Origin of the sequence: Pseudomonas macauensis, assembly GCF_047902425.1 — a bacterium.
Taxonomy (GTDB): domain Bacteria; phylum Pseudomonadota; class Gammaproteobacteria; order Pseudomonadales; family Pseudomonadaceae; genus Pseudomonas.
Genome location: NZ_CP138377.1, coordinates 2741996 through 2767908, shown reverse-complemented (window position 1 = coordinate 2767908; position 25913 = coordinate 2741996). Strand labels below are relative to the sequence as shown.

Here is a 25913-nt window from a genome sequence, read left to right as displayed (position 1 = left end):
ACCCTGGTCGCCCAGGAATCACCCTGCCTGTATTGCCACGTATCAGGTCGGCAGCAGACCCGCCTTGGCCGCCATGGTCAGCGCCAGGTCCTCGATCATGTCTTCCTGGCCGCCCACGGTGCCACGGCGACCCAGCTCCACCAGCAGCTCGCGGGCGGAGATGCCGTAGCGGGCCTCGGCGCGCTTGGCGAACAGCAGGAAGGAGCTGTACACGCCGGCATAACCCAGGGTCAGTGCATCGCGGTCGAGGCGGATCGGGTGGTCCATCATCGGCACCACCAGGTCTTCGGCGACGTCCATGATGCGGTACAGGTCCACGCCGCTGTCCACGCCCATGCGCTTGAGCACGGCGACGAAGACTTCCAGTGGGGTGTTGCCGGCGCCGGCGCCCAGGCCCGCGACCGAACCGTCGATGCGCGCGGCACCGGCCTCGATGGCGGCCAGGGAGTTGGCGATGGCCATGCCCATGTTGTGGTGGCCGTGGAAGCCGATCTCGGTGTTCGCTTTCAGCTCGGCGCGCAGCAGGCCGATCTTCTGGCTGACTTCATCGGGCAGCATGTAGCCCGCCGAATCAGTGCAGTAGATGCAGTTGGCGCCGAAGCTTTCCATCAGCCGCGCCTGTTCCAGCAGCTGCTCGGCGCTGACCATGTGCGCCATCATCAGGAAGCCCACGGTATCCAGGCCCATCTCGCGGGACATGCCGATGTGCTGCTCGGAGACGTCCGCCTCGGTGCAGTGGGTCGCCACGCGGATGGTGGACACGCCGCAGCCATGGGCCATCTTCAGGTGCTCGACGGTGCCGATGCCCGGCAGCAGCAGCGCCGAGACCTTGGCCTGCTTGAGCTTGGGAATCACCGCCTCGAAGTATTCGCGGTCGGTGTGGGCCGGGAAGCCGTAGTTCACCGAGGCGCCGCCCAGGCCGTCGCCATGGGTGATCTCGATCAGCGGCACGCCGGCCTCGTCCAGGCCGGTGGCGACGGAAACCATCTGCTCCAGGCTGATCTGATGGCGCTTGGCGTGCATGCCGTCGCGCAGGCTCATGTCGTGCAGGCGGACCTTCTTACCTTGCAGGTTCATGCTGATTCTCCTTAGCGGGCCGGCAATTGCAGGGCGCCCTGGTGGGCTTGTTCGGCGAACATCTCGGCGGTGCGCAGACCGGCGGCGGTCATGATGTCGAGGTTGCCGGCGGACTTGGGCAGGTAGTCGCCCAGGCCTTCCACTTCCAGGTACACCGAGACGCGGTTGCCATCGAACACCGGGCCGTTGATCAACTTGTAGCCCGGCACGTAGCGCTGCACCTCGCGGATCATCTCGTGCACCGAGGCGCGGATGGCCGCCTGGTCCGGCGCGGTCGCAGTCAGGCAGTGAATGGTGTCGCGCATCATCAGCGGCGGCTCGGCCGGGTTGATGACGATGATCGCCTTGCCTTGCTTGGCGCCGCCCACCTGCTCGATGGCGCCGGCGGTGGTGCGGGTGAATTCGTCGATGTTCTTGCGCGTGCCCGGCCCGACCGAACGGGAGGACACGGTGGCGACGATCTCGGCGTAGTCCACCGGCTGCACCCTTGAGACCGCCGCCACCATCGGGATGGTGGCCTGGCCGCCGCAGGTGACCATGTTGACGTTCATCGCCAGGTTGCCGGCGTGCTCGGCGAGGTTCACCGGCGGCACGCAGAACGGGCCGATGGCGGCCGGGGTCAGGTCGACCATGATCACGCCCAGCGCGTTGAGCTTGCGGCTGTTCTCGGCGTGGACGTAGGCGGAGGTGGCATCGAAGGCGATGCGGATGTCGTCGTCCAGCACGTGCGGCAGCAGGCCGTCGACGCCGTCGGAAGTGGTCTTCAGGCCGAATTCACGGGCGCGCGCCAGGCCGTCGGAAGACGGGTCGACACCGACCATCCAGACCGGTTCGATCCACTCGGACCTGCGCATCTTCATCAGCAGGTCGGTGCCGATGTTGCCGGGGCCGATGATCGCGGCCCTGAGTTTCTTGCTCATGGATGACTCCTATGCACGGAAGGACACCTGGGCGCTGCCCAGGCCGTCGATGTCCAGTTCGAAACGGTCGCCTGCCTTCGCCGGTTCCAGTGGTACCAGCGAGCCGGAGAGGATGATTTCGCCGGCCTTGAAGGGGATGCCGAAGGCGCCCAGGGTGTTGGCCAGCCAGGCCACGGCGGTGAGCGGATTGCCCTGCACCGCCGAGCCCAGGCCCTCGCTGATCTGCACGCCGTTCTTGCGCACGCGCATGTGCAGGTTGGGCAGGTCCAGCTCACGCGGGTCGCGCTCCACCTCGCCGAGCACGAACACGCCGCAGGAAGCGTTGTCGGCCACGGTGTCCTGGATGCGGATCTTCCAGTCGTGGATGCGCGAGTCGACGATCTCGAAGCAGGCCATCACGCATTCGGTGGCCTCCAGCACGTCGGCCTCGGTGACACCGGGACCCTTGAGGTCGCGCTTGAGGCGGAAGGCGATCTCGCCTTCGGCGCGCGGCTGGATCAGGCGGTTTTCCGACAGCGAGATGTCGGCGCCGTTGGCGAACCACATCTTGCGGGTGATGAACCCGAAGTCCGGCTGGTGCACGTTGAGCATGCGCTGCACGGCCTCGGAGGTGACGCCGATCTTCTTGCCCACCAGCTCGTCGCCGTCGGCCAGGCGCCGTTGCAGCATGTGCTGGGAGATGCGGTAGGCGTCCTCGATGCCGATCTGCGCCCAGCGCTCGGTCAGCGGCGCCAGGGTGCGACCCTCGACCAGGGCGGCGTAGAGTTCGTCGGCGTGCTGCCGCTGGAGAACCTCGCTCATGCCGGGGTCTCCTCGAGGAAGGCCAGCACTTCGCGGTTGAACAGCGCACGGTGCTCGACCATCACCCAGTGCCCGCACTCGCTGAGCAGCACGAAGCGGATGTTGCGGCAGGCGTCCATCAGCGTCTGCGCGCCGCTGGACGGGCAGAATTTGTCGTTCATGCCCCAGAAGCCGAGGATCGGGCAGGACAGTTCGGCCACGCGCCCGGCCAGGTTCGGCACCTGCATGCGGGTCAGCACGCAGCGCGGCTGCTCCAGCACCACGGCGACGCGCTCGTTGACCGTCTCGTCGCTGATCTGCGAGGGATCGAATAGCTGCAGCGAAAGCAGGCGGCGCATGCCGTCGGCGTCGTTCAGCTCGCCGTTGGCGAAGGCGGCGCCCATCTTCTGGATGCCTTCCATCTGCAGGTAGTACTGCTCCTTCTCCATCAGCCCGCCGGGCGCCATCAGCACCAGGCGCGCGATGCGCTGCGGCTGGTCGAGGGCCATCTTGATGGCGATGGCGCCGCCCAGGGAGTTGCCCACCAGGGTGCAGCGCGGGATGTCCAGGGCGTCGAGCAGGCCGAACATGGCGTCGACGAAGAAGTCCAGGGTGTAGTCGGTTTCCGGCTTGTCGCTGGCGCCGTAGCCGGGCAGGTCCGGGACCAGCACGCGATGGCCGGCGGCGGCGAATTCCGGGTAGTTCAGCTTGAAGTTGCTGTGGCCGCTGGCGCCGGGGCCGCTGCCATGGATGAACAGCACGGCGTCGCCGCTGCCGTTGTCCAGGTAATGCAATCGGAGTCCGTCGTTGAGGGTGACGAAGTGCCCTTGCGGCAAGGCGGCCATGGCGTCGCTCCAGGGAGGGGAATGTGCCGGGATTATTTCGGCGCCTGGGAGGGCGACACATCGTCCGAGAGGACTACGGGGGATTTCGTGCGCGATGACCACCCATCCTACGGGCTGATGCCGCCAGGAAAGTCCGTGCCTACGATTCCCCCTCACCCCAGCCCTCTCCCTCCGGGAGAGGGAGCCGTCCGAACCGGCTGACGCCATGGTTACCTCCTGCACCGAACGGTCCCCTCTCCCTCCGGGAGAGGGCTAGGGTGAGGGGCCGAAGGCCAGCCACGCGCCAGGCTCAACCCTGGCGCAGGGCGTACAACCGTTCGCGGTTGTACGCCGATTTACCTCGCCTACCGCCAACACCATGGTCGAACATAGGCGCCGCCCTAGTCCCTTCGGACGTGGGCGCGAGAGGCCGGCGCGCCTAGGCTGGAAGCCTTCCCCATCGAGGAGCGGACATGACACGAGCATTGGATTTCAGCGGCCAGGTGGTGCTGGTCACCGGCGGCGGCAAGGGCGTTGGCCGGGGCATCAGCCAGCGATTCCTGGAACAGGGCGCCGAAGTGGTGATCTGCGGACGCGAAGCCCCCGCGCAACTGCCCAGCCACGCGGGGCGCGAAGCCTGGTTCATCCCCTGCGACGTGCGCGACTTCGAGCAGTTGCAGGCGCTGATGGCCGCCATCGACGAGCGCCACGGGCGCCTCGACGTGCTGATCAACAATGCCGGCGGTGCACCCTATGCCGATGCCGCCGATGCCTCGCCGCGCTTCTCCGAGGCCATAGTACGGCTCAACCTGCTGGCCCCGCTGAACCTCTGCCAGCTGGCCAACCAGCGCATGCAGAAGCAGGCCGGCGGCGGCGCCATCGTCAATATCTGCAGCGTCAGCGCCGTGCGCCCCTCCCCCGGCACCGCCGCCTACGGCGCGGCCAAGGCCGGGCTGCTCAACCTGGGCCGTTCGCTGGCGGTGGAATGGGCGCCGAAGGTACGGGTGAACGCCGTGATCGGCGGCCTGATCCGCACCGAACAGAGCCACCTGCACTATGGCGACGAGGACGGTATTCAGCGCGTGGCCGACACCATTCCGCTGGCGCGCCTGGCGGAGCCGGGCGACATCGGCGATGCCTGCCTGTACCTGGCCTCGTCGATGGCCACGTATGTCAGCGGCGCCGAAATCGCCGTGCACGGCGGCGGCGAGCGGCCGGCCTTCCTCGAAGCGGCGCAGGGGTAAGCACATGCTCAGCGCCCGTCACGAACTCATCCTCGACCTCAACCCGGACGCGGCCTGGAACCGCCTGCGCGACCTGAGCCTGGCGCCGCACTACGTGCCCGGCCTGACCGGCTGCGAATTCCACCCCGGCCCCCGTGACGGGCTGGGCGCCAGCCGCCGGGTGCTGATGAAGCGCGGCTTCCTCGATGAAAGCGTGGTCGAGTGGCGCGAAGGCCAGGGCCTGGTGCTGCGCCTGCACCGCGCCGAGCAGGGACCGCCCTTCCCCTTCCGCGAGGCCAGTTTCCGCTACGCGCTGCACCCTGAAAGCGGTGGGCGTACCCGTTTGAGCCTGAGCCTGGATGGCGAGCTGCGTGGCGGTCGTCTTGGCGAATGGTTGCTGGCTGGTGCGCTGAAGAAGACCGTGGCGAAGATCGCGGTGAACCTCAAGGCGTTTTACGAAACGGGCAAGAGCCAGAATCCGGATTACGCTGGCTGACCTTGAGTGTCGTCCGTGAGATGGACGTGCGCAGGAGCGCAGCATCCCTGTAGGAGCGAGCTTGCTCGCGAACAATCCCCGCTGCGGGGCCTGGGTTCGCGAGCAAGCTCGCTCCTACGAAGAACAAAAGCACGTCCCGGCGGTTAGTCCCGTGCCACCTCGAAATGCCCGCGGAAGGTCGTCTCGACGATCCGCCACTGGCCGTCGACGCGCCGGTAGCGGTCCTGGTAGAAGCCGCCCAGTTGGCGGGTTGACCCGGTCTCGCCGTCGCGGTTCTGGTAATGCAGGGCCCAGCGCGCGCGGGCGTTGTCGGCATCCTCCAGCTCGATCTCCGGGTTGGCCGCGTGGTGCAGGTCGATCACCCGTGGCACGCAGGCCAACTCCTGGTACAGCGCCAGGAACGGCTCGCGGTCACGGAATACGCCCAGCGGGCCGTAGTCGATCAGCACCTCGCCGCCGGCGAAGCACGCGCGAATCGCCTCCACGTCCTTCAGGTCGCAGGCATTGAGGTAGCGGTGCTTGAGTTGGCGGATGGCTTCGAGCGCCTCCAGGCGCTCGAGTCGTTGTTCCAGGTTCATTCCGGTCTCCGTTCCACGTTGAGGTCACCCCAGTAGGCTTTCATCGAACGAATGCGGCCGTGGGCGTCGAACTCCATCACGTCGATCACGTGCAGGCTGCAGGGTTCGCCGTTCCAGATCAGGTCGACACGGAACGGCATCGCCCCGCAGCCGTTGCCGGTGACCCGCACCGGCCCGGTGAGCTGGGCGCTCGCCTCGGCGCGGCCCAGGCCCTCGCGGTAGAAACGGGCGATGGCCTCGATCCCGACCAGGGGCTTGGCGCCCACCGGGTCCTCGACCACCGCGTCATCGGCGTAGAGCGACAGGATGCCGTCGATGTCGCCGGCATCCACCAGTTCCACGTAACGCGCCATGCGCCGGCGGACCAGTTGCGCGTCCATCAGGCCACCTCGAACAGCGCGGCCGCGCCCATGCCACCGCCGATGCACATGCTCACCACCACGTAGCGCACGCCGCGGCGACGACCTTCCAGCAGCGCGTGACCGGCCATGCGCGCGCCGGACATGCCGAATGGATGGCCGATGGCGATGGCGCCGCCGTTGACGTTCAGGCGCTCGTCGGGGATGCCCAGCTTGTCCTGGCAGAACAGCACCTGGCAGGCGAAGGCCTCGTTGAGCTCCCACAGGCCGATGTCGTCCGCCTTCAGGCCGTGGCGCTTGAGCAGCTTGGGTACCGCGAAGACCGGGCCGATGCCCATCTCGTCGGCGTTGCAGCCGGCCACCGCCAGGCCACGGTAGATGCCCAACGGCTGCAGGCCACGGCGCTCGGCTTCGCGGGCTTCCATCAGCAGCGAGGCCGAGGCGCCATCGGAAAGTTGCGATGCGTTGCCGGCAGTGATGAATTGGCCCGCCCCGGTCCACTGGCCGCCCTGCCATACCGGCTCCAGCGCAGCGAGGCTAGCCAGGGTGGTGTCGGCGCGGTTGCATTCGTCGCGGTCGATCAGCACGGCTTCGTGACGGCTCTCGCCGGTGGCCTTGTCCACCACCAGGCGCTGCGCGCGCATCGGCAGGATCTCGTCGGCGAACAGGCCGTCGCGCTGGGCTGCGGCGGTGCGCTGCTGGCTGCGCAGCGAGTAGGCGTCCTGGGCTTCGCGGCTGATGCCGTAGCGGGCGGCGACGATCTCGGCGGTCTCGATCATCGGGATATAGGCCGCCGGGTCGCGTTCCAGCACGATCTGCGACTGGTTGCGGTAGGCATTCTTGTGCTTGTTCTGCACCAGGGAGATGGACTCCAGGCCGCCGGCCACGGCGATGTCCAGCTCGTTGCAGGCGATCGACTTGGCGGCGATGGCGATGCTCATCAGGCCGGAGGCGCACTGGCGCTCCACCGCCATGCCGGCCACGCTCGACGGCAGGCCACCGGCAATGGCGCAGAGGCGGCCGAGGTTGTAGGCCTGGGTGCCCTGCTGGGCGGCGGCGCCCATGATGACGTCCTCCACCTCGCCCGGCTCGACGCCGGCGCGACGCACCACCTCGGCCACCACCGCGCCGCCCATGGCGGGCGCCTCGGTGTCGTTGAAGGCTCCGCGGAAGGCCTTGCCGATGGCGGTACGGGCGGTGGAGACGATGACGGCTTCTCTCATTGCGAATCCTCAGGTAGTTCCGGGTTTCAGCCTTCGTAGGGCGCATAACGCGCCAGCGTTATCCGCCGACCCAAGGCCGGCGGATAACCTGTTCCAGGTTATTCGCCCTACGAGCAGCTCCTCAGACGGGGTAGCTCTTCAAAGTGGGAAGTAACGGCTGATGGTGTCCACCACGCAGCCGGGGCGGTCTTCGCCCTCGATCTCTACGCTGACGCGCACGGTGGACTGCACCGCGCCCTTCACCGCCTCGGCGGCGACCAGCTCGGCGCGGCCGCGCACGCGGGCGCCGGCCTTGACCACGTTGGGGAAGCGCACGCGGTCACAGCCGTAGTTGACGCCCATGGAAATGCCGCGCACCTCGACGATCTGCGGCAGGAACAGGTTGACCAGCGACAGCGTCAGGTAGCCGTGGGCGATGCAGGTGCCGTAGGGGCCGCTCGCCGCGCGCACAGGGTCGACATGAATCCACTGATGGTCGCCGGTCGCTTCGGCGAACTGGTCGATGCGCGACTGCTCGACGGTGATCCAGTCGCTCTCGCCGAGGACTTCGCCGACACAGGCCAGCAGCTCTTGCGGATGTTCGAAGACGCGTGCCATATCAGGCCCTCTGGCTGGAGACCGACAGCACTTCGCCGGTCATGTAGGAGCTGTAGTCGCTGGCCAGGAACATCATCACGTTGGCGATTTCCCAGACCTCGGCGGCACGGCCGAAGGCTTCGTTGGCGGCCAGCTTGTCCAGCAGCTCCTGCGGCGCGGATTTGCGCAGGAAGTCGTGCAGGGCGATGCTCGGACTCACCGCGTTGATGCGGATGCCGTGCTCGGCCGCTTCCACGGCGGCGCAGCGGGTCAGCGCCATCACCCCGGCCTTGGCCGCGGCGTAGTGGCTCTGCTCCTTCTGCGCGCGCCAGCCGAGCACCGAGGCGTTGTTGACGATGGCGCCGGCGCGGCGCTCCATCATGTACGGCAGCATGGCGCGGGTCATGCGCATGGTGCCGGTGAGGGTGACGTCGAGGACGCGGTTCCACTCCTCGTCGGTCATCTCCACCAGCGAGCGGGAGCCGCCCAGCCCGGCGTTGTTGATCAGCACGTCGACGCCGCCCAGACGCTCCTCGGCGGCGGCCACCAGGGCGCGTACCTGTTCCTCGTTGGTGACGTTGCAGACCTGCCCGTACACCGCCTGCAGGCCGCAGGCCTGGCGGATGCGCTCAACAGCCTCGTTCAGGCGGCCCTCATGGATGTCGCTGATCATCAGCGCGCGGCAGCCTTCCTCGGCGGCGCGCAGGGCGGCGGAAAAGCCGATGCCGGCGCCCGCGGCGGCCGTGATCAGCACCGACTTGGCGCGCAGCAGGCCACGGCCGGATACGTATTCGGGTTTGAGCATGGTATGTCTCCTTACTGCGGGACCTGGCGGGCCACCTTGGGTTCTTTGGGCAGGCCGAGGGCACGCTCGGCGATGAGGTTGCGCTGGATCTCGTTGCTGCCGCCGTAGATGGTGTCGGAGCGGCTGAACAGGAACAGGCCCTGCAGGCGGCTCAGCTGGTAGGGGCCGCCGTCGAGGATTTCCGCCTCGGCGCCGAGCACGTCCATGGCCAGCTTGCCCAGGCGCGCGTGCCAGTCGGACCAGCACAGCTTGTAGATCAGCGCTTCGCGGCGCAGGCCGGTGTTCTGGTCGCCCGAGAGCATGCGCAGCGAGTTGTAGCGCAGCACCTTGAGCCCGCCCCAGGCCTCGGCGAGGCGCTGACGCAGCAGCGGATCGCGGGCGGCGCCGTTGGCGCGGGCGATGCGGATGATCTCGTCCAGTTCGTTCTGGAACTGCATCTGCTGGCCGAGGGTGGACACGCCACGCTCGAAGCCCAGCAGCGCCATGGCGATCTTCCAGCCGTCACCCGGCGCGCCGAGCAGGTTCTCGGCGGCGGTCTCGGCGTCGTCGAAGAACACCTCGTTGAATTCGGAGGTGCCGGTCAGTTGTTCGATCGGCCGCACGGTGATGCCCGTCTGGTTCATCGGCACCAGCAGGAAGGCCAGGCCGTGATGGCCGACACTGCCCTGCTCGGAGCGGGCGATGACGAAGCACCAGTCGGATTCGTGGGCCAGCGAGGTCCAGACCTTCTGCCCGTTGATGCGCCAGACGTTGCGCTCGGCGTCGAAAGTGGCGCGGGTCTTAACGGCAGCAAGGTCAGAACCGGCGCCCGGTTCGGAGTAGCCCTGGCACCAGAACTCACGGCCGCTGACGATACCCGGCAACAGGCGGCTCTTCTGCTCGTCGGTGCCGAAAGCGGCAATGGTCGGGCCAGCCAGGCCCTCGCCGATGTGCCCCATGCGGCCGGGGCCGCCGGCACGGGCGTATTCCTCGTGGAAGATCACCTGCTGGTTGATCGACAGGCCGCGCCCGCCGTGCTCCTTGGCCCAGCCCACGCAGGTCCAGCCGCCCTCGGCGAGCTTGCGTTCCCAGGCTTTGCGCTCCTCGGGGAAGCTGTGTTCGTCGCCCGGGCCGCCACGGAAACGCAGCGGCTCGAACTCGCCACGCAGGTTGTCCGCCAGCCACTGGGCGACTTCAGCGCGGAAGGCCTCGTCGGCGGCGTCGAATCCGATCTTCATGGGCGGTCCTCCAGGATGGCGGCAGCAATGCGCTCACGGTGCCAGGCCGGCGTGCCGAACAGGCTCTCGCTGGCGCGGGCGCGCTTGAAATACAGGTGCGGGTCGTATTCCCAGGTGAAGCCGACCCCGCCGTGCAGCTGGATCGACTCGGCGGCGCCATGGAAGAAGGCTTCCGAGGCCTGGGACTTGGCCAGCGCAGCGGCCAGCGGCAGCTCGGCGGCGAGCGCGGCATCACCCTGTTCGTCCAGCGCCTCCTGGGCCACGCAGGCGGCGTAGTAGAGCGCGGAGCGCGCGCATTCCACCTGCAGCATCATGTCCGCCATGCGGTGCTTGAGCGCCTGGAAGCTGCCCACCGGGCGGCCGAACTGACGGCGTTCCTGGGTGTAGGCGACGGTCAGGTCGAGCGCCTGTTGGGCGCCGCCAACCTGCTCGGCGGCCAGGGTCACGGCGGCCAGCTGCAGCACCTTGCACAGCGCCGGCCAGGCGGTGCCAGCCGCGCCCAGCAGGGCCTCGGCGGACAGGTAGAGACCGTTCAGCTCGACCTCGGCCAGCTGGCGGGTCTGATCCAGCGTCGGCAATGCGCGGCGCTGCAGACCTTCGCTGGCGGCAGGCACGGCGAACAGGCAAATGCCCTCCTCGCCTTGGCTGCCGGCCAGGCGTGCGGGGATCAACAGCAGGTCGGCGCTATGGCCGTCGAGCACCGGACGCAGGCGGCCGTCGAGGACGAAACCGTCGCCTTCGGGGCGAACCTGCACCTGGACCGAGCCGGCCTCCGGCGCACCTTCGGCACCCAGCGCCAGGGTGGCGGTCAGGCTGCCTTCGGCCAGGCCGGGCAACCAGCGGGCCTGCTGCGCCTGGCTGCCGAGCACGCGCAGCGCACACACGGCCAGGGTGCTGGCGAAGAACGGCAGCGACGCCAGGCGACGGCCCAGTTGCTCCTGGACGATGGCCAGCTCGACGAAGCCCAGTCCCAGGCCGCCGTGGGCCTCGGGCACCAGCAGCGCCTGCCAGCCGAGTTCATCGCGAATGCGCTGCCAGAGCGCCAGGTCATGACCGCCGGCGGCCATCGCCGCGCGCACGGCGCTGGAGGGTGAAGCATCGGCGAGGAAGCTTTCCGCGCTGTCGCGGATCATCTCCTGCTCGTCGGTAAAGGCGAATTCCATGGGAAGCGGCCCTGTGGGTTCAGATGCAGGGCAGTCTGGCGGGAGATGGCCGGGCGGGAATCGTCCGAATGGACGTGGGGGAAAGCGATGATTTTTTGGGGATGGTGTAGGGGCGAGCTTGCTCGCGAGCCCTTGGCCATAGAGAGAAGGAGCCGTTCAGCGCGTTGGGGATGGTCCGACGTTCAACCTGTGGGAGCAACTGTCTTTTCCGGCGAGTCCCGAGCTGGGCTTTCCCCCTCACCCCAACCCTCTCCCCCTGGGAGAGGGAGCAGTCCGTACCGGCTGACACCGTGGCCTCCTCCTGCACGGAACCGTCCCCTCTCCCGCTTGCGGGAGAGGGTTAGGGTGAGGGGCTTTTGATCTGGCAGGAGCGGACTTTGTCCGCGATGCGGACCATCGCGGATGAATCCGCTCCTACAAGGTCGCGCGGTGGATCAAGTGCCGTACACCTTCTGCGCCGGCACGGCGCGTTCGATCAGCTCGTCCACCACGCCGCCGATTTCTTCCGGCAGCCAGCGCGCGCCCTTGTCGCGCTCCGGGCCGCGGCGCCAGCCGTCGCCGATGGAGAGCTTGCCGCCTTCCACCTCGAACAGGCGGCCGGTGACGTGCTGGGAGCCTTCGGAAACCAGCCAGGCAATCAGCGGCGCGACGTTTTCCGGGGCGAAGTGGTCGAAGCCGTCTTCGGGCTTCTTCATCACGTCGGCGAATACCTGCTCGGTCATGCCGGTGCGCGCGGCCGGGGCCAGAGCGTTGGCAGTGATGCCGTAGCGCGCCAGTTCCGCCGCCTGCACCAGGGTCAGGGAAGCGATGCCGCCCTTGGCCGCCGAGTAGTTGGATTGGCCGATGGAGCCCTGCAGTCCGGCGCCGGAGCTGGTGTTGATGATGCGCGCCTGTACCTTCACGCCAGCCTTGGCCTGGTCGCGCCAGTGGTGCACGGCGTGGCTGGCGATGCAGAAGTGCCCCTTGAGGTGCACGTTCATTACGGCGTCCCAGTCAGCCTCGGTGAGGCTGGCGAACATGCGGTCGCGGCAGATGCCGGCGTTGTTGACTACGGCGTGCAGGTCGCCAAAGGCGTCGATGGCGGCGCGGACGATTTCGCCGGCTTCGGCGTAGTTGGTGATGTCGTGGCTGTCGCCGATGGCCTGGCCGCCCTGGTCGCGGATCAGGGCGACCACGCCGGCGACGGCTTCGCGGTTGATGTCGTTGACCACGACCTTGGCGCCTTCGGCTGCCAGGGCCAGGGCATAGGCGCGACCGAGGCCGCCGCCGGCGCCGGTGATGATCACGACGCGGTCTTTGCAGATGGACATGGGGTTCTCCTGAGAGTTGAGTGCAGGCCGCGAGCGCTCTCTCCCCAACCCTCTCCCTGAAGGGAGAGGGGGCCGTCCGTGCAGCGGAGAAGGCCTGTCGCTCGGCCCGCCCACGTCGCGTCCTGGGAGAGTGGTCGCGTTACAGCCGTTCGATGATCGTCACGTTGGCCTGCCCACCACCTTCGCACATGGTCTGCAGGCCGTAGCGGCCGCCGCTGCGTTCCAGCTCGTGGAGCAGCGTGGTCATCAGGCGGGTGCCGGTGGCGCCCAGCGGGTGGCCGAGGGCAATAGCGCCGCCGTGGACGTTGGTGCGTTCGTGCGGGTAGCCGGTTTCCTGCAACCAGGCCATGACCACCGAGGCGAAGGCTTCGTTGATCTCTACCCGGTCGATGTCGTCCAGGCGCATGCCGGCCTTCTTCAGCGCGTACTCGGTGGCCGGGATCGGTGCGGTGAGCATCCACACCGGGTCGTCGGCGCGTACGCTGATGTGGTGGATGCGCGCGCGCGGCGTCAGGTTGTAACGCTTCAGGGCGCGCTCGGAGACGATCAGCATGGCGCTTGCCGCATCGCAGGTCTGGCTCGATACGCCAGCGGTGACGCGGTCACAGCCGAACAGCGCTTCCAGCTCGGCCATCTTCTCAAGGCTGGTCTGGCGCGGCGTCTCGTCGTGCAGCACGCCGGCCAGCGGGACGATCTCGCGGGCGAAGTGGCCGGCCTCGATGGCGCGCAGCGCGCGACGATGCGACTCCAGCGAGTAGGCTTCCAGCGCCTCGCGGCTGAGCTGCCACTTCTCGGCGATCATCTGCGCCGAGCGGAACTGGCTCGGCGGCGTGGAGCCATAGCGCTTCACCCAGCCTTCGGAGCCGCTGAAGGGATCGGTGAAGCCCAGCGGTTCGGCAGCGGTCATGGCCGAGGAGATCGGAATCTGCGTCATGGTCTGCACGCCACCGGCGATCACCACGTCCTGGGTGCCGCTCATCACCGCCTGGGCGGCGAAGTGCACCGCCTGCTGCGAGGAGCCGCACTGGCGGTCGATGGTGGTGCCGGGCACGCCCTGGTCGAGGCCGGCGGCCAGCCAGCAGGTGCGGGCGATGTCGCCGGCCAGCGGGCCGATGGTGTCGACGCAGCCGAAGATGACGTCGTCGTAGTCCGCGTCGGGGATGCCGTTGCGCTGCACCAGTTCGCGCAGCACGTGGGCGCCCAGGTCGGCGGCGTGGATCTGCGACAGGCCACCCTTGCGCTTGCCGGTGGGCGTGCGCAGGGCGTCGACTATGTAGGCTTCTGCCATTTCGTTCTCCTCAAACCGCGAAGGTGTGGCCGGCGCCGGCGCTGATCGCCCCGCCGAACAGCGCCTGGCACAGCCGCGCCTTGTGCAGGCTGCGGTCGCCCCAGACCTTGTCCAGGGCCCAGGCGCGCTTCATGTAGAGCTGCAGGTCGACTTCCCAGGTGTAACCCATGGCGCCGTGCACCTGGATGGCGTTCCTGGCCGCCAGCTGGGACGCCTCGGAGCAGGCCAGGGCCGCCTGGGACACGTGCAGGTCGGCCTGCGGATGGCCCTGGGCGAGGGACTGCGCGGCGCGGTACAGCGGCGCCTTGGCGAACTCGATGAGCACCGCGACGTTGGCCATCAGGTGCTTGACCGCCTGGAAGCTGCCGATGGGCTTGCCGAACTGCTTGCGCTCGAAGCTGTAGTCCACCGCCAGGTCGACCATGCGCCGAGCCAGGCCCAACTGCTGCGCGGCGCAGGCCAGGGCGCCACGCTCGAAGGCAGCGGCCCACAAGGCGCGGGCCTGATCGCCGCTGGCCACGCGGGTGGCTTCGCTGGGCGTCCAGGTCACGCTGTACAGATGGCGCGACGGGTCCAGCGCCGGGTTGCGGGTAAGCTGCACGGCGTCACGCGGTACCGCGTGGATTTCGTCGTGGTTGCCGAGGATCAGCAGGTCGGCGACGTGGGCGTCGGCCACCAGCAGGTTGTCCGGGTGCCCGACCGCCAGGCGTGCCTCGCCGGAAGCGATACGGCCCAGCCACTGGCTCTTCAGCGCTTCCTGTTCGGCGCCCAGCGCGGCCAGCAGCGGCGCGCCCACCAGTACGGTGTCGAGCAACGGCTCGGCCAGGGCGGCGTAGCCGCACTCCTGGGCCGGCAGCATCCAGTCGGTTTCGTCCAGGCCCAGGCCGCCGTAGCTCTCCGGCAGGTTCAGGGCGGTCAGGCCCAGCTCGGCGAGCTGCGCCCAGAGTTCGTCGCTGCGGCCGCTTTCGCTGTCCCACAGTTCGCGCAGGCGCTCCGGGGTCACCTGGTTGGTGAGGAAGGCGCGCACGCTGTCGTGGAAGCTCAGTTGGTCATCGTTGAAAGTGAAGTCCATGGTCCTGGCTCCTCAGGCGCGCGGCATGCCGAGCATGCGTTCGGCGATGATGTTGCGCTGAATTTCGTTGGTGCCGGCGTAGATCGGGCCGGCCAGGGAGAACAGGAAGCCGTCCAGCCAGCGGCCGACCTCGCCCGCCAGCGGCGCTTCGGGCAGCAGTTCGGCGCGGGCGCCGAGGATGCTCAGGGCGGTGTCGTGCATGCGCTGGTCCAGCTCCGACCAGAAGATCTTGTTGGTCGAGGATTCCGGGCCGATGCGGCCGCCCTGCTGCAGGCGCGAGGCGGTCATGTAGGTGCTCAGGGTGTAGGCCTCGGCGTCCAGCCAGGCGCGCATCACCGCCTCGCCGATGGCCGGGTCGCGGTCGGCGGCTTCGCGGTTCTCCAGGTACAGCTGCAGCAGGCGCCGCGCGGTCTCCTGGAAACGGGCCGGGGAGCGCAGCATCAGCCCGCGTTCGAAGCCGGCGGTGGACATCGCCACGTGCCAGCCCTGCCCTTCGCCACCGAGGACGTTCTCCACCGGCACCTTCACATCGTCGAAGAAGATCTCGGCGAAGCCTGGCAGGCCGTCGAGCTGGGCGATCGGGCGCACGGTGATGCCCGGCGAGCTCAGCGGCACCAGGATGAAGGTCAGGCCGTGGTGGCGGCTGGAGGCCGGGTCGGTGCGGAACATGCCGAACAGCCAGTCGGCCCAGACCGCGCGGGTCGACCAGGTCTTCTGGCCGTTGATCACGTAGTGGTCGCCGACGCGCTCGGCGCGGGAGCGGATGGCCGCCATGTCGGAGCCGGCGCCCGGCTCGGACCAGCCCTGGGCCCAGACGTCCTGGCCACGCGCCATGCGCGGCAGGAAGCGGGCCTTCTGCTCCTCGGTGCCGAACTCCATGAGGGTCGGGCCGAGCAGGAAGATGCCGTTCTGGTTGACCCGGCCGGGGGCGCCGGCGCGGTAATACTCTTCTTCGAAGATCAGCCACTGGATCAGGTCGCAGCCGCGGCCACCGTAGGCTTCCGGCCAGGTCACCATGCCCCAGTGACCGTCATGCAGGCGAGCTTCCCACTCGCGGTGCAGGCGGAAACCCTCTTCGGTGTCGTACGAGGGCAAGGGGTTCTTCGGCACGTTGGCCGCCAGCCAGGCGCGGACTTCCTCGCGGAAGGCCTGTTGCTCTTTGTTGTAGTTAAGGTCCATGGGCTGTGCCTGTGGTTGATCAGTTGAATTGCGCTTCGCGCTTCTCCACGAAGGAGTCACGCGCTTCCTGGGAATCCAGCGAGCGGTAGGCCTCGAGGGTGAAGCCCTGCTCCCAGCGGTATTTGTCTTCGAGGTTGCCGTCCTCGATGCCGGTCAGCGCCTCCTTGGCCAGGGCGATCATCGCCGGGCTCTTGGCGGCGATCTTGCGCGCCACGTCCAGCGCTGCGTCGCGCAGCTTGTCGCGCGGCACCACGCGCTCCACCGCGCCCAGGCGGTAGGCCTCGTAGGCGTCGATGGGTTCGCCGGTGAAGTACATGTGGCGCACCTTCTGCACCGGGAACAGGCGCTGCAGGTGGGCGCCGCCGCCCATAGCGCCACGGTCCACCTCGGGCACGCCGAAGGTCGCGCATTCGCTGGCGACGACGATGTCCGCCGCGCCGCACAGGCCGATCCCGCCCCCCAGGACGAAGCCATGCACGGCGGCGATCACCGGCTTGGGATTGCGGTGCACGGCCTTGAAGCTGTCATAGTTGCCCTTGTTCACCGCGACGATCAGGTTGCCGTCGGCAGCCAGTTCCTTGATGTCGACGCCGGCGCAGAAGCCCCGGCCCTCGGCGCGGATGACGATGACCCGCACCGCGTCGTCGCGGCCCAGGCGTTCCAGCTCGGCGGCGATGGCCGCCCAGCCGGCGCAGTTGAAGGCGTTCACCGGCGGACGGTCGAACACCATCTCGGCGATGTGTTCGTTGATCTCAACGCGAAACGGCAGCATGGAGGCTCTCCTGGGAGGGTTGCGGTTCTACCCGGCGGGCCAGCTCGGAAAGCCGTGCCTCGGCCTGGGCGACGATGTTCTGGATGATTTCGGCGCACGGCGGACGGCTGCCGAGCAGCGCGGCGACCTGGCCGGCGGGCAGCACGCCGTCTTCGGGCTGGCCGTCGACCATGGCCTTCTGGATCACCATGGGCGCGTTGGCGGCCAGCAGCGCCTGGGAAAGCGTCAGCTCGCCACGGTTGCGCAGGGCCTGGAGCATCTGCGCCGGACTGATGCCAGAGTGGCGGCGGTAGGCCAGCGCGCACTGCACGGCGAGGCCAAGACGACGCCAGGGGCCGGCGGCCTCCAGGGCGTCGAGCAATTCGTTGCGGATCATCCGCTGCGGCAGACCGTCGAGGGCGCGGCTGACGATGACCTTGGCCGGGTCCTTCACACCCAGGTAGCGCGCCAGGGTGGCGTCCGGTACCGGGCTTTCCTGGCTCATCAGAAACCGCGTGCCCATGGCCACGCCCTCGGCGCCCAGAGACAGCGCGGCCACCAGGCCGGCGCCGTCATGGAAGCCGCCGGCGGCCACCACCGGCACCTGCACGGCCTCGCGCACCTGGGCCAGCAGCAGCGAAGTGGGCACCGAACCGGTGTGACCACCACCCTCGCCGCCCTGCACGGTGACGATATCGGCGCCCATCTCCACGGCCTTCTGCGCATGTTTGAGCGCGCCGACGGTGGGCATGCAGATCACCCCGGCCTCTTTCAGGCGGGCAACCATCTGCTTGCCCGGGGAGCGGCTGTAGCTCACTGCCTTCACACCGTGGCGCAGCACCAGCTCGACGATCTCGGCGGCGTTGGGCTGGTACATGTGGAAGTTGACGCCGAACGGCGCCGACGTCAGCGACTTGGTTTCGAGGATCGCCGCTTCCATCTGGTGCGGTTCGATGGTGGCGCCGGCGAGGAAGCCGAAGGCGCCGGCGTTGCCGGTGGCGGCCACCAGGCGCGGATCGGCCACCCAGCCCATGGCGGTCTGGATGATCGGGTAGCGGCAGCCGAGCAGTTGGGTAACGCGGGTGCTCAGGTCCAGGCTCATCGACCGCCCTCCACCGGCTCGCGCTGCGAGCTGGCCATGGCGCGGGCATCGTAGCCGCCCAGGCGGTCGCCGCTGACCAGTTCGTTGTGGGCATGGGCGAAGTGGTGCAGGCCGAACACCATGTCCATGGTGGCGCGCTTGCCCATCAGGTCCTCGGCGTTGTTCACCGCCTGCTTGGCCAGCTGCAGGCCCAGGCGCGGCATCTCGGCCACGCGGCGGGCCATGTCCAGGGTCACGTCCAGCAGTACGTCGCGCGGCACCACCTTGTTGACCATGCCCAGCTGCCAGGCGCGGTCGGCGCCCAGGCGCTCACCGAGGAAGAGGAATTCCTTGGCGATGCGCGGGCTGAGTTCATGCACATGGGCGAAGTACTCGACGCCGGGGATGCCCATGCGCACCACCGGGTCGCGGAAATAGGCATCGTCGCTGGCGACGATCAGGTCGCAGACCCAGGCCAGCATCAGCCCGCCGGCGATGCAGGCGCCCTGCACCATGGCCACGGTCGGCTTGGGGATGTCCCGCCAGCGCCGGCACATGCCCAGGTAGACCTCCTGCTCGCGGGCATAGAGGAACTCGCCGCCAGGCTTGTTCACGTGGTCGTACCAGAGGCTCGCGCGGTCGAAGCTCTCGTTCACGTCACGGCCCGGCGTGCCGATGTCGTGACCGGCGGAGAAGTGCTTGCCGGCACCACGCAGGACGATGACCTTGACCGAATCGTCGTCGCAGGCGCGGCGGAAGGCCGCGTCCAGCGCGTAGGTCATCTTCGAGTTCTGCGCGTTGTGGTACTCGGGGCGGTTCATGGTGACCAGGGCCACCGGCCCCTGCACCTCGTAGAGAACGACCTCTTCGACTTCGCTCATGACTACGCTTCCTTGGCGCTGCGCAGCGCCGGCGGGTTGTCCTTGAGCTGACGGCCACGCAGGTTGTGCGGGTCGAGCTGCTGCAGGATCGCCAGCTGCCCGGCCGACGGCATCGCGGTGGTCGGGATCTGCGCCGGCAGGGCCAGGTCGAAGCTGGTGTTGTCCAGCACCTGCGCCAGCTCCACGCCCGGATGCAGCGAGCGCACGCGCATCTGGCGCTGCGGGCCGCCGAAGTCGAGCACGCAGAGGTCGGTGACGATCAGGCGGATGTCGATGTCGTCCAGCGACCAGCCACGGGCCAGGCGCGCCGGGTTGTAGCCGACCGAGGCGACCATGTCGACTTCGCCTTCGACGAACACCCGGCGGCTGTGCGACGGCACGAAGAAGGAGTTGGCGTGGCTGATGGAGTTACCCGGGAAGCCGCGTACGCCGAGCATCTGCGCCTTGGGCTTGGCGTAGTCGCCGATGCAGGAGATGTTGGCCTGGCCGAAGCGGTCGATCTGGGTCGGGCCGACCAGCGCGTGGCGGCGGCCGCCCCAGACGTTGTCGAAGATGCGCGAGAAGCCCATCCAGCTGTCGAACTTCGGCACGTAGCCGTTGCGGGCGCCCAGCGGCACCGGTTCGGCGACCATGAAGGCCTCGGAATCGGTCATCAGCAGGTCCGGGTTGCTGGTCAGCATGGCCAGGGAAGCGGCCAGGCGCGGGACCACGCCGATGCCGGTGGCGAGCACTTCGCCGTCGTCACGCCAGCACTCGCTGGCGGCGCAGATCAACAGCTCGGCGAGGCTGCAGGAAGCGTTTGCGTCAGTCATGGTCAGAACACCGGCAGGGGCAGCTTGCGGAGAGACTCGAGCCCACCGACCTTTTCCAGGTAGGCGGCTTCGCCGTCGCGGATGAATTCGTCGTAGTAGCGCTGCCAGCCGTCGTCTTCCTGGGCGGAGGCGTTGTAGCGCTGGAAGTGCGGCATGTCGAAGCCGTACAGCGGGGCACAGGAGCTGGGATGGGCACCACCGGGGACGTGCACCACGCCGTCGGTGAGGTTGCGTTCCCAGAACACGGTGCGTGCCGCCTGCGGGTTGGCGTGGAAGTGCGCGGACTCCACCAGCTCGTCGCAGCTGACGAAGGTCTTCGCCGCGGCGCGGACGAACAGGTCATCCATGTAGTGGTCCGGCCCTTCGATCTGGCAGACACCACGGGCGTCGGCACGGTCGACGTGGACCAGCGCCGCGTCCAGCTTCAGCGCCGGCATCGCGACCCAGTCGCGGCCGTCGGCGTAGGGCGAGGACACCAGCTTGATCTGCGGGTTGTGCTTGAGCACGTCGGTGCCCAGGCCCACCGCGGTGGGAATGAACGGCACATTCATCGCTGCGGCGCGCAGGCCCAGCAGCATCATGCCTTCGTCGATCTCCATCACCTCCAGCTCGCCGGCCTGGCGGGCCTTACGGAAGTAGGGTTCGAGCGGGATGAAGTCCAGCGAAACGAAGGCGAACACCAGCTTCTTCACCTTGCCGGCGGCGCACAGCATGCCGACATCGGCGCCGCCGTAGGCGACGACGGTAAGGTCCTTGAGGTCCGAGCGAACGATCTCGCGGATCAGGGCCATGGGTTTGCGGCGCGGGCCCCAGCCACCGATGCCGATGGTCATGCCGTCGCGCAGCTGGGCGACCATCTCGGCCGCCGTCATGCGTTTATCCATGTTGAACTCCTTACTGGCGGCCGACGCTGAAGTCGTGGCCCCAATGGCTGACCACGGTGCTTTCGAAGGGCGTGTGCGCCTCCCAGTCCACTTCCAGGCCGCCGTGGCCGTACTCGATGTCGAACCCGCCGGGGCTCTGCATGTAGAACGAGACCATGTGATCGTTGGTGTGCTTGCCGAGGGTGGCCGAGAGCTTCACGCCGTTGGCGTGCATGCGGTCCAGGGCGCGGCCCACGTCGTCCAGCGACGCGGTCTCGAGCATCATGTGCACGCAGCCGCTGGGGATCGGGCACTCGAAGATCGCCAGGGAATGGTGGCGGGCGTTGTTGCAGTGCATGAAGTGGATGCGCTTCTCCGGCTCCTGCGGATCGGGGGTGAAGCGCACCTTCATCAGGTCGGAGAGGCCGAAGCCCATCACCTGCTCATAGAAATCGCGGCAGCGCTCGAAGGCCGGCGCCGGCAGCACCACGTGGCCCATGCCCATGGAGCCGGTGACGAAACCGCTGACACCCGCCGGGGAAACGAAGGGACGGAAGTCCTGGCACGGACCCCAGAACAGCTCGTGGCGGTTGCCGTCGGGATCGCGGAACAGCGCCAGTTCCTGGACCTTGCGCAGCGCGCAGTCGGCGGCGCTGCCACGGACGACCTCGACATCGGCCTGGGCCAACTCGGCAATGGCCTGCTCGAAGGCGGCCTTGCCGGCCACTTCCCAGCCGCTGGCACCGTAGCCGTCGCGCTCGTCCTGCAGCACCAGCACGCGGTAGTGACGCTCGTCCATCTTCAGGTACAGCGCGCCTTCGGGCGCGGCGTCATCCACCATCATGCCCAGCACCTGGCTGGCGTAGCTGCTCCAGCGCGCAAGATCGCTGGCCAGGACGGTCACGTAGCCCAGTCCGCGGATATCCATGGTGTTCTCCTCATCGTTATTGCCGCTCCGCCTGGCGGAATGGCCGGTGATGAGGATTCAAACAGCGCGGGCTTACCCGAACATCGTCCGATGGGACTAGCGCCAAAGGGGCATGCTGCGGGCGATTGAGGGCAACGACGGGATAACCGAAGGGGCATCGCGGCATAGGCCAAACGGACGATTTGCCGTCGGCTGGCCGCATCGATACTCCGCCCACGACAATAAGAAGGACGGGCACGGCACATGAACCCATCCACTCCCGACAGCCAGGCGCTGTGCGCCCGCGCCGGCATCGACGCCGCCGCCCTGGGCGAGCTGCTCGACCTGGTCTACCGCGGCCCGCAGGAGAGCACGCCCTGGGCGAGCCTGCTGGAGCACCTGCGCCAACGCTGCGGCGCCAGCTACTTCACCCTGGTACTGCGCAACCCCGCGCAGCAGCGGCCGGGGCTGATCGTCAACGCCTCGGTGCACGGCCCGCACCTGCCCGGCGAGCCGTCGTACAGCGAGCACTACTATTCCATCTGCCCCTTCCTCGACTGGCCGGTAGGCCAGGTGGCCAGCGCCGACCAGGTGATGGGCACCGAGGTCTGGCTGGAGCATGAGTTCTACCGTCAGTACCTGGCGCCGCTAGACCTGCGCTATGTACTGGTCGCCCACATGCGTACGCCGGGCGGCATGCACTGCGCGCTATTTGCCTGCCGCGGCCCCGAGGGCGAAGACTTCAACGAGGCGGAGCGGGCCCTGGTGCGCCTGCTGCTGCCACACCTGCAGCAGGCCGTGGACCTGCAATCCACGGTGGACCAGCTGGAATCCGAACGCCGCCTCTATGCCGTGACCATCGACCGCCTGCTGGTGGGCACGGCGATCCTCGATACCCAGGGCCGGCTGATGCGCTGCAACGACGCCGCGCAGCGCCTGCTCGACAGCCGCGACGGCCTGGAGTGCCGGCAGGAACGCCTGCACGCCTTCGGCCGCCAGGACAACCGCAACCTGCAGAACGCCATCCAGGCCGTGCTGCAACGGCGCGAAGGGGCGGACGATGTGGAAGTTCTGGCGCTATCCCGGCCCAGCGGCGGGATGCCGCTGAACCTGCTGCTGCGGCCCCTGGCGCTGAACCACGAAAGCCACGGCGAGGCCCGCCAGCCGGCGCTGGTGGTGTTCATCCGCAACCCGGCCGACTCGCCCCGCGCCTCGCGTACCCTGCTGCGCAGCCTGTTCCAGCTGACCCGCACGGAAACCGAGGTGGCGATGCAGATGATGGACGGCCTGACCCTCGACGAGACCGCCGACGCCCTGGGCGTATCGCGCAATACCGTGCGTGCGCACCTGCGCGGCGTTTTCGCCAAGACTGGCGTGACGAGGCAGGCGGAGTTGGTGAAGACGCTGCTCAACAGCGTGGCGTCATTGGCATAGGGCGTATAACGCTCCGCGTTATACGCCGATTGGCCTTGGCCACGCCTTGCACGGGGTAGAGCCGGCCCCCCCCTCGCCAAGCCCGACCACGACGCAAGCGATAGCGTCGGTGTATCGGCGTACAACCGCGAACGGTTGTACGCCCTACGCCAGGCTCAACCGTTGCGCGTTATTCGCCCAGTTCATTCTGTAACGTGGGTGCAGTGGTGAGACTTCACGGACAAGGGCTAGGCGCCCCCGTCTCTCCTACGGGGACGCAGCTTCCACTCTGGCTCTGAATTTAAAGACTTCCAGAGAAATATCCACACGCACCGGAGCGCCCCTTCAGGAGGCCGAGTGGAATCGGAGTTTCAGGGGTTGAGCGGCATGGATGCCGCGAGAGCGCTGTCGGGCCAGGGATGGCCCGTCAGCGCGTGCCCTGAAACTTCGATGGAGCGAGGGTATTTTTCGCCTAAGCGAAAAACCGGATGCAGGGGCACAGACCTTTGCCTACTTTGGGTCGTTTGCCAAAGTAGGTCGCCCGAGGGGGCGAAACAAAATCTCTCAGCACACGCTGAAGCAGCGCAGAAACACCCAAAGCCAAAGCGGCGGATACCGCCTTAGGCGTTATTCGCCCTACGAAAAGAAAGAGCATCGCGGACGGAGTCCGCTCCTACGGGGCTACAACAATCAGACCGGCAGCCCCTCCGGCACATTGAACGCATAGCTCTTCTCCTCGCTGCGCCGCTCGATGCGCCAGCCATCAGCGGTCCGCCGGTACCGATCGTGATACCAAAGCCCGAGGAAAAAGGTCTGCCGAGTCCCATCAGCCAGGTCCATCTGCATCGGATTGAAGCAGAGGATGCGCCCGCTGGCCTGGTCGCCATCCAGCTGGATGGCGAAGTTGGAGATCATGTGCTGATAGGCCGGGAAGAGGCCCAGCGCCTCGCGCAGCCAGTTCTTCATCGCAGGGTAATGCCCGTCGATGCCACCCATGGCGCGATAGTCGATGTAGGCGTCGACGCTGAACACCCGGTCCAGCGCATCGAAGTCGCGGCTGTCGATGGCGGCGGAGTAGTCCACCGCCAGTTGCTGGATCTCCAGCCGATCCGAAATTTCCTGCAGGGACAGCATGTCATCCTCCTCCGAACTCAATCACGACGTGAGCGATAACCCCGGAGCAGCGGCGTACAACCGCAAACGGTTGTACGCCCTACGCCGAGATTGAGCTTTGTGTAGGGCGTATAACGCTCCGCGTTATACGCCGATCAGCCAGGGTCACGCCTCGCACGAGATCAAGCTGGAAACCATTGCAAAGCTCGACCACGACGCAAGCGAAAACCCCGGAGCCTCAGCCGAAAGTGGCACCAGCCAGCATGCCGCCATCGACCACGAACTCGGCGCCGGTGCAGTAGCTGGATTCATCACTGGCGAGGAACAGCACCAGCCGGGCCACCTCCTCCGGCTGGCCGATACGCGGAATCGGCAGGCCGCTGTAGAAAGCGGAAGGATCGAACTCGGCCATCTCCGGCGGGCGCGCCATGGGGGTGTCGATGCCGCCCGGATGCACCGAGTTGACGCGGATTCCGTAGCGGCCCAGCTCCAGCGCGGCGGACTTGGTCATGCCGCGCACGGCGAACTTGCTGGCGACGTAGGCGCTGCCACCGGCCACGCCTTCCATGCCCGCCGTCGAGGAAAGGTTGACGATGGAGCCGCCACCGGCGCGCTTGAGCGCCGGCAGCACAGCCTTCATGCCCAGCCAGCAGCCGACCTGGTTGACTTCAATGACCTTGCGGTAACTCTCCAGCGAGCACTCTTCCAGCGGCGCCAGGAGCAGGATGCCGGCGTTGTTGACCAGCACGTCGAGCCGGCCGAAGTGCGCTTCAGCCGCCTGCACCGCCGCATCCCACTGCTGCGCCGAGGTCACGTCCAAGTGCTGGTAGAGCGCAGCATCACCCAGCTCGTCGGCCAGGCGCGCGCCCTCCTCGTCCAGCAGGTCGGCGATCACCACCCGGCCGCCCTGCTCGACGAACAGACGCGCTTCCGCCGCGCCCTGCCCGCGCGCGGCGCCGGTGATCAGGGCTACCTTTCCTTCCAGTCGCTTCATGCTCTTGCCTCCTCGGCGGCCTGCCCGGCCTTTTGCGGATAGCCAGCCAGCAGGCGGCTGGCCAGTTCGTCCAGTTGTGCGTCGTCGAGATGATTGATGCCGGCCGCGCGGGCCCGCCCGCCGCCGGTGGGAAAGCCCCGGCAGAAGGCGTCCGCTGCCAGCGCTGCGCCCGCCGGAACGCGCAGGCTGAACAGCCAGCCGCCCTCGGCCTTGGCGCTGAGCAAACCGATGGCCCGCTGCGGTTCGCGGCTCGCCAACTGGTTGGCCAGTACCCCGCTCACCCGCCGCGCCCAGGCTTCAGTGGGCAGGCGGTAGAGCAGCGCGCCCGCCCCCTCGCGCCACGGGCTCTGGCCTTGCGCCGCCGCCATGTCGGCGGCGTGGGCGGCACGCAGCGTGATGAAGCTTGGGCTGTTCCGGATGAAGTCGAGCGGGTCCTCATAGGGCAGCAGCTCGGCGGCCAGCCGCAGCGGGTCGAAGTGCAGGTCCGCCAGGCTTTCGCCGTAGGCGTTGTAGTTCAGCAGCAGACCCAGTTCCTCCAGCGCCGCGACATCGGCGGCGGCCAGATCGTGGCGCTGCGCCAGGGCCCGCGCCGGACCGGCCAGGCCATCGCCGAAGGCCGCCGCCACCGCCCAGCGGTGGAAGCGGCCGTCGAGGTAGCGATCGACCAGGATGCTGGTGCAGACGTCGGCGGCGGTGTCGATGAAGGACTCGAACGCCGCGTGCTCGGGCAGCTCGCCGGCATGGTGGTGGTCGAAGTAGCGCAGGCGCGCGCCGGCCTCCAGCAGGCGTCGGGTGTCGTCGTGGTTCTGCGCGTGGGAGATGTCCAGTACGGTGACCCGCTCGCCAGGGCCGGCCTGGACCCGGCGCAGCAGGTCGATGTCGCGCTTCACCCCGCTGACCAGGCGCACGCCGGCGTCCAGCTCCCCGGCCAGGCGCAGCTGTTGCAGGGCGCAGAGGCCGTCGGCGTCGCCGTTGAAGGCGCAGTGGTCGATCAGGCTCATGTCCGCA

General features: G+C 68.1%; 27 protein-coding genes. 3 read left to right on the top strand and 24 right to left on the bottom strand.

The window, feature by feature from the left end; genetic code table 11:
- Positions 1-42: 42 nt before the first annotated feature.
- From dmpG to SD196_RS12935, 4 genes are read right to left on the bottom strand one after another with little or no spacing between them, the layout of a single operon-like run.
- Entirely contained in the window at positions 43-1077 is a 1035-nt protein-coding gene (gene dmpG, locus SD196_RS12950) for a 4-hydroxy-2-oxovalerate aldolase (protein WP_370599491.1), read from the bottom strand.
- An 11-nt stretch (positions 1078-1088) separates the two neighbouring features.
- Positions 1089-1997, bottom strand: a complete 909-nt coding sequence (locus SD196_RS12945) for an acetaldehyde dehydrogenase (acetylating) (RefSeq protein WP_243807799.1) — start codon at positions 1995-1997, stop codon at positions 1089-1091.
- Positions 1998-2006: 9 nt separating this feature from the next.
- Positions 2007-2798 carry a fumarylacetoacetate hydrolase family protein gene (locus tag SD196_RS12940; protein WP_275607277.1) on the bottom strand — a complete coding sequence of 264 codons (792 nt, stop codon included), beginning with the start codon at positions 2796-2798 and terminating at the stop codon, positions 2007-2009.
- Entirely contained in the window at positions 2795-3622 is an 828-nt protein-coding gene (locus SD196_RS12935; protein ID WP_275607278.1) for an alpha/beta fold hydrolase, read from the bottom strand. Before SD196_RS12935 ends, SD196_RS12940 begins: the two co-directional genes overlap by 4 nt.
- Before the next feature lie 452 nt (positions 3623-4074).
- Here SD196_RS12935 and SD196_RS12930 point away from each other — a divergent pair, with 452 nt between their 5' ends.
- Positions 4075-4845, top strand: coding sequence for an SDR family oxidoreductase (locus SD196_RS12930; RefSeq protein ID WP_416311594.1), 771 nt, complete (start codon positions 4075-4077; stop codon positions 4843-4845).
- Between the two features lie 4 nt (positions 4846-4849).
- On the top strand, positions 4850-5320 hold the full coding sequence (locus SD196_RS12925; RefSeq protein ID WP_416311593.1) for an SRPBCC family protein: 471 nt from the start codon (positions 4850-4852) through the stop codon (positions 5318-5320).
- Positions 5321-5463: 143 nt separating this feature from the next.
- Here SD196_RS12925 and SD196_RS12920 read toward each other — a convergent pair whose 3' ends face one another.
- The 17 genes from SD196_RS12920 to SD196_RS12840 form a co-directional block, all read right to left on the bottom strand.
- On the bottom strand, positions 5464-5898 hold the full coding sequence (locus SD196_RS12920) for a nuclear transport factor 2 family protein (protein WP_275607281.1): 435 nt from the start codon (positions 5896-5898) through the stop codon (positions 5464-5466).
- Positions 5895-6281: a nuclear transport factor 2 family protein gene (locus SD196_RS12915; protein ID WP_331314883.1), complete on the bottom strand. Its 387-nt coding sequence runs from the start codon at positions 6279-6281 to the stop codon at positions 5895-5897. The genes SD196_RS12920 and SD196_RS12915 overlap by 4 nt, the downstream gene beginning before the upstream one ends.
- Entirely contained in the window at positions 6278-7480 is a 1203-nt protein-coding gene (locus tag SD196_RS12910; protein ID WP_275607283.1) for an acetyl-CoA C-acyltransferase, read from the bottom strand. Before SD196_RS12910 ends, SD196_RS12915 begins: the two co-directional genes overlap by 4 nt.
- A gap of 138 nt (positions 7481-7618) precedes the next feature.
- The gene (locus tag SD196_RS12905) at positions 7619-8077 is read right to left on the bottom strand and encodes a MaoC family dehydratase (RefSeq protein WP_416311592.1); all 459 of its coding nucleotides are present in this window, start codon (positions 8075-8077) and stop codon (positions 7619-7621) included.
- A gap of 1 nt (position 8078) precedes the next feature.
- A complete protein-coding gene (locus tag SD196_RS12900) occupies positions 8079-8861 on the bottom strand; it encodes an SDR family oxidoreductase (RefSeq protein ID WP_416311591.1) in 783 nt (260 codons plus the stop codon).
- 11 nt (positions 8862-8872) lie between these two features.
- A complete protein-coding gene (locus SD196_RS12895; protein WP_416311590.1) occupies positions 8873-10078 on the bottom strand; it encodes an acyl-CoA dehydrogenase family protein in 1206 nt (401 codons plus the stop codon).
- Entirely contained in the window at positions 10075-11241 is a 1167-nt protein-coding gene (locus tag SD196_RS12890) for an acyl-CoA dehydrogenase family protein (RefSeq protein ID WP_370599497.1), read from the bottom strand. Before SD196_RS12890 ends, SD196_RS12895 begins: the two co-directional genes overlap by 4 nt.
- Before the next feature lie 434 nt (positions 11242-11675).
- Positions 11676-12551: an SDR family oxidoreductase gene (locus SD196_RS12885; protein WP_331314676.1), complete on the bottom strand. Its 876-nt coding sequence runs from the start codon at positions 12549-12551 to the stop codon at positions 11676-11678.
- Between the two features lie 139 nt (positions 12552-12690).
- Entirely contained in the window at positions 12691-13839 is a 1149-nt protein-coding gene (locus SD196_RS12880; RefSeq protein ID WP_416311589.1) for an acetyl-CoA C-acetyltransferase, read from the bottom strand.
- Positions 13840-13849: 10 nt separating this feature from the next.
- Positions 13850-14911, bottom strand: a complete 1062-nt coding sequence (locus SD196_RS12875) for an acyl-CoA dehydrogenase family protein (protein ID WP_416311588.1) — start codon at positions 14909-14911, stop codon at positions 13850-13852.
- Positions 14912-14923: 12 nt separating this feature from the next.
- Positions 14924-16090 carry an acyl-CoA dehydrogenase gene (locus SD196_RS12870; RefSeq protein ID WP_331314670.1) on the bottom strand — a complete coding sequence of 389 codons (1167 nt, stop codon included), beginning with the start codon at positions 16088-16090 and terminating at the stop codon, positions 14924-14926.
- A gap of 19 nt (positions 16091-16109) precedes the next feature.
- Positions 16110-16862, bottom strand: a complete 753-nt coding sequence (locus SD196_RS12865) for an enoyl-CoA hydratase family protein (RefSeq protein ID WP_331314668.1) — start codon at positions 16860-16862, stop codon at positions 16110-16112.
- Positions 16843-17943 carry an NAD(P)H-dependent flavin oxidoreductase gene (locus tag SD196_RS12860; protein ID WP_416311587.1) on the bottom strand — a complete coding sequence of 367 codons (1101 nt, stop codon included), beginning with the start codon at positions 17941-17943 and terminating at the stop codon, positions 16843-16845. The genes SD196_RS12865 and SD196_RS12860 overlap by 20 nt, the downstream gene beginning before the upstream one ends.
- Positions 17940-18803 (bottom strand): enoyl-CoA hydratase, encoded by an 864-nt coding sequence (locus SD196_RS12855; RefSeq protein ID WP_416311586.1) that lies wholly within the window; start codon positions 18801-18803, stop codon positions 17940-17942. Before SD196_RS12855 ends, SD196_RS12860 begins: the two co-directional genes overlap by 4 nt.
- 2 nt (positions 18804-18805) lie before the next feature.
- The gene (locus tag SD196_RS12850; RefSeq protein ID WP_370599501.1) at positions 18806-19615 is read right to left on the bottom strand and encodes a CoA-transferase subunit beta; all 810 of its coding nucleotides are present in this window, start codon (positions 19613-19615) and stop codon (positions 18806-18808) included.
- Positions 19616-19617: 2 nt separating this feature from the next.
- Positions 19618-20499, bottom strand: coding sequence for a CoA transferase subunit A (locus tag SD196_RS12845; protein ID WP_416311585.1), 882 nt, complete (start codon positions 20497-20499; stop codon positions 19618-19620).
- 10 nt (positions 20500-20509) lie between these two features.
- Positions 20510-21406: a VOC family protein gene (locus SD196_RS12840; RefSeq protein WP_416311584.1), complete on the bottom strand. Its 897-nt coding sequence runs from the start codon at positions 21404-21406 to the stop codon at positions 20510-20512.
- Positions 21407-21649: 243 nt separating this feature from the next.
- Here SD196_RS12840 and SD196_RS12835 point away from each other — a divergent pair, with 243 nt between their 5' ends.
- On the top strand, positions 21650-22819 hold the full coding sequence (locus SD196_RS12835) for a helix-turn-helix transcriptional regulator (protein WP_416311583.1): 1170 nt from the start codon (positions 21650-21652) through the stop codon (positions 22817-22819).
- A gap of 669 nt (positions 22820-23488) precedes the next feature.
- Here SD196_RS12835 and SD196_RS12830 read toward each other — a convergent pair.
- The 3 genes from SD196_RS12830 to SD196_RS12820 all read right to left on the bottom strand — a co-directional run bounded on the left by SD196_RS12830 (position 23489) and on the right by SD196_RS12820 (position 25906).
- A complete protein-coding gene (locus SD196_RS12830) occupies positions 23489-23932 on the bottom strand; it encodes a nuclear transport factor 2 family protein (RefSeq protein ID WP_416311582.1) in 444 nt (147 codons plus the stop codon).
- Positions 23933-24149: 217 nt separating this feature from the next.
- Positions 24150-24905 carry a glucose 1-dehydrogenase gene (locus SD196_RS12825; protein ID WP_275607300.1) on the bottom strand — a complete coding sequence of 252 codons (756 nt, stop codon included), beginning with the start codon at positions 24903-24905 and terminating at the stop codon, positions 24150-24152.
- Complete coding sequence (locus SD196_RS12820) at positions 24902-25906, bottom strand: acetyltransferase (RefSeq protein WP_416311581.1); 1005 nt, start codon at positions 25904-25906, stop codon at positions 24902-24904. The genes SD196_RS12825 and SD196_RS12820 overlap by 4 nt, the downstream gene beginning before the upstream one ends.
- Between the last annotated feature and the right edge of the window lie 7 nt (positions 25907-25913).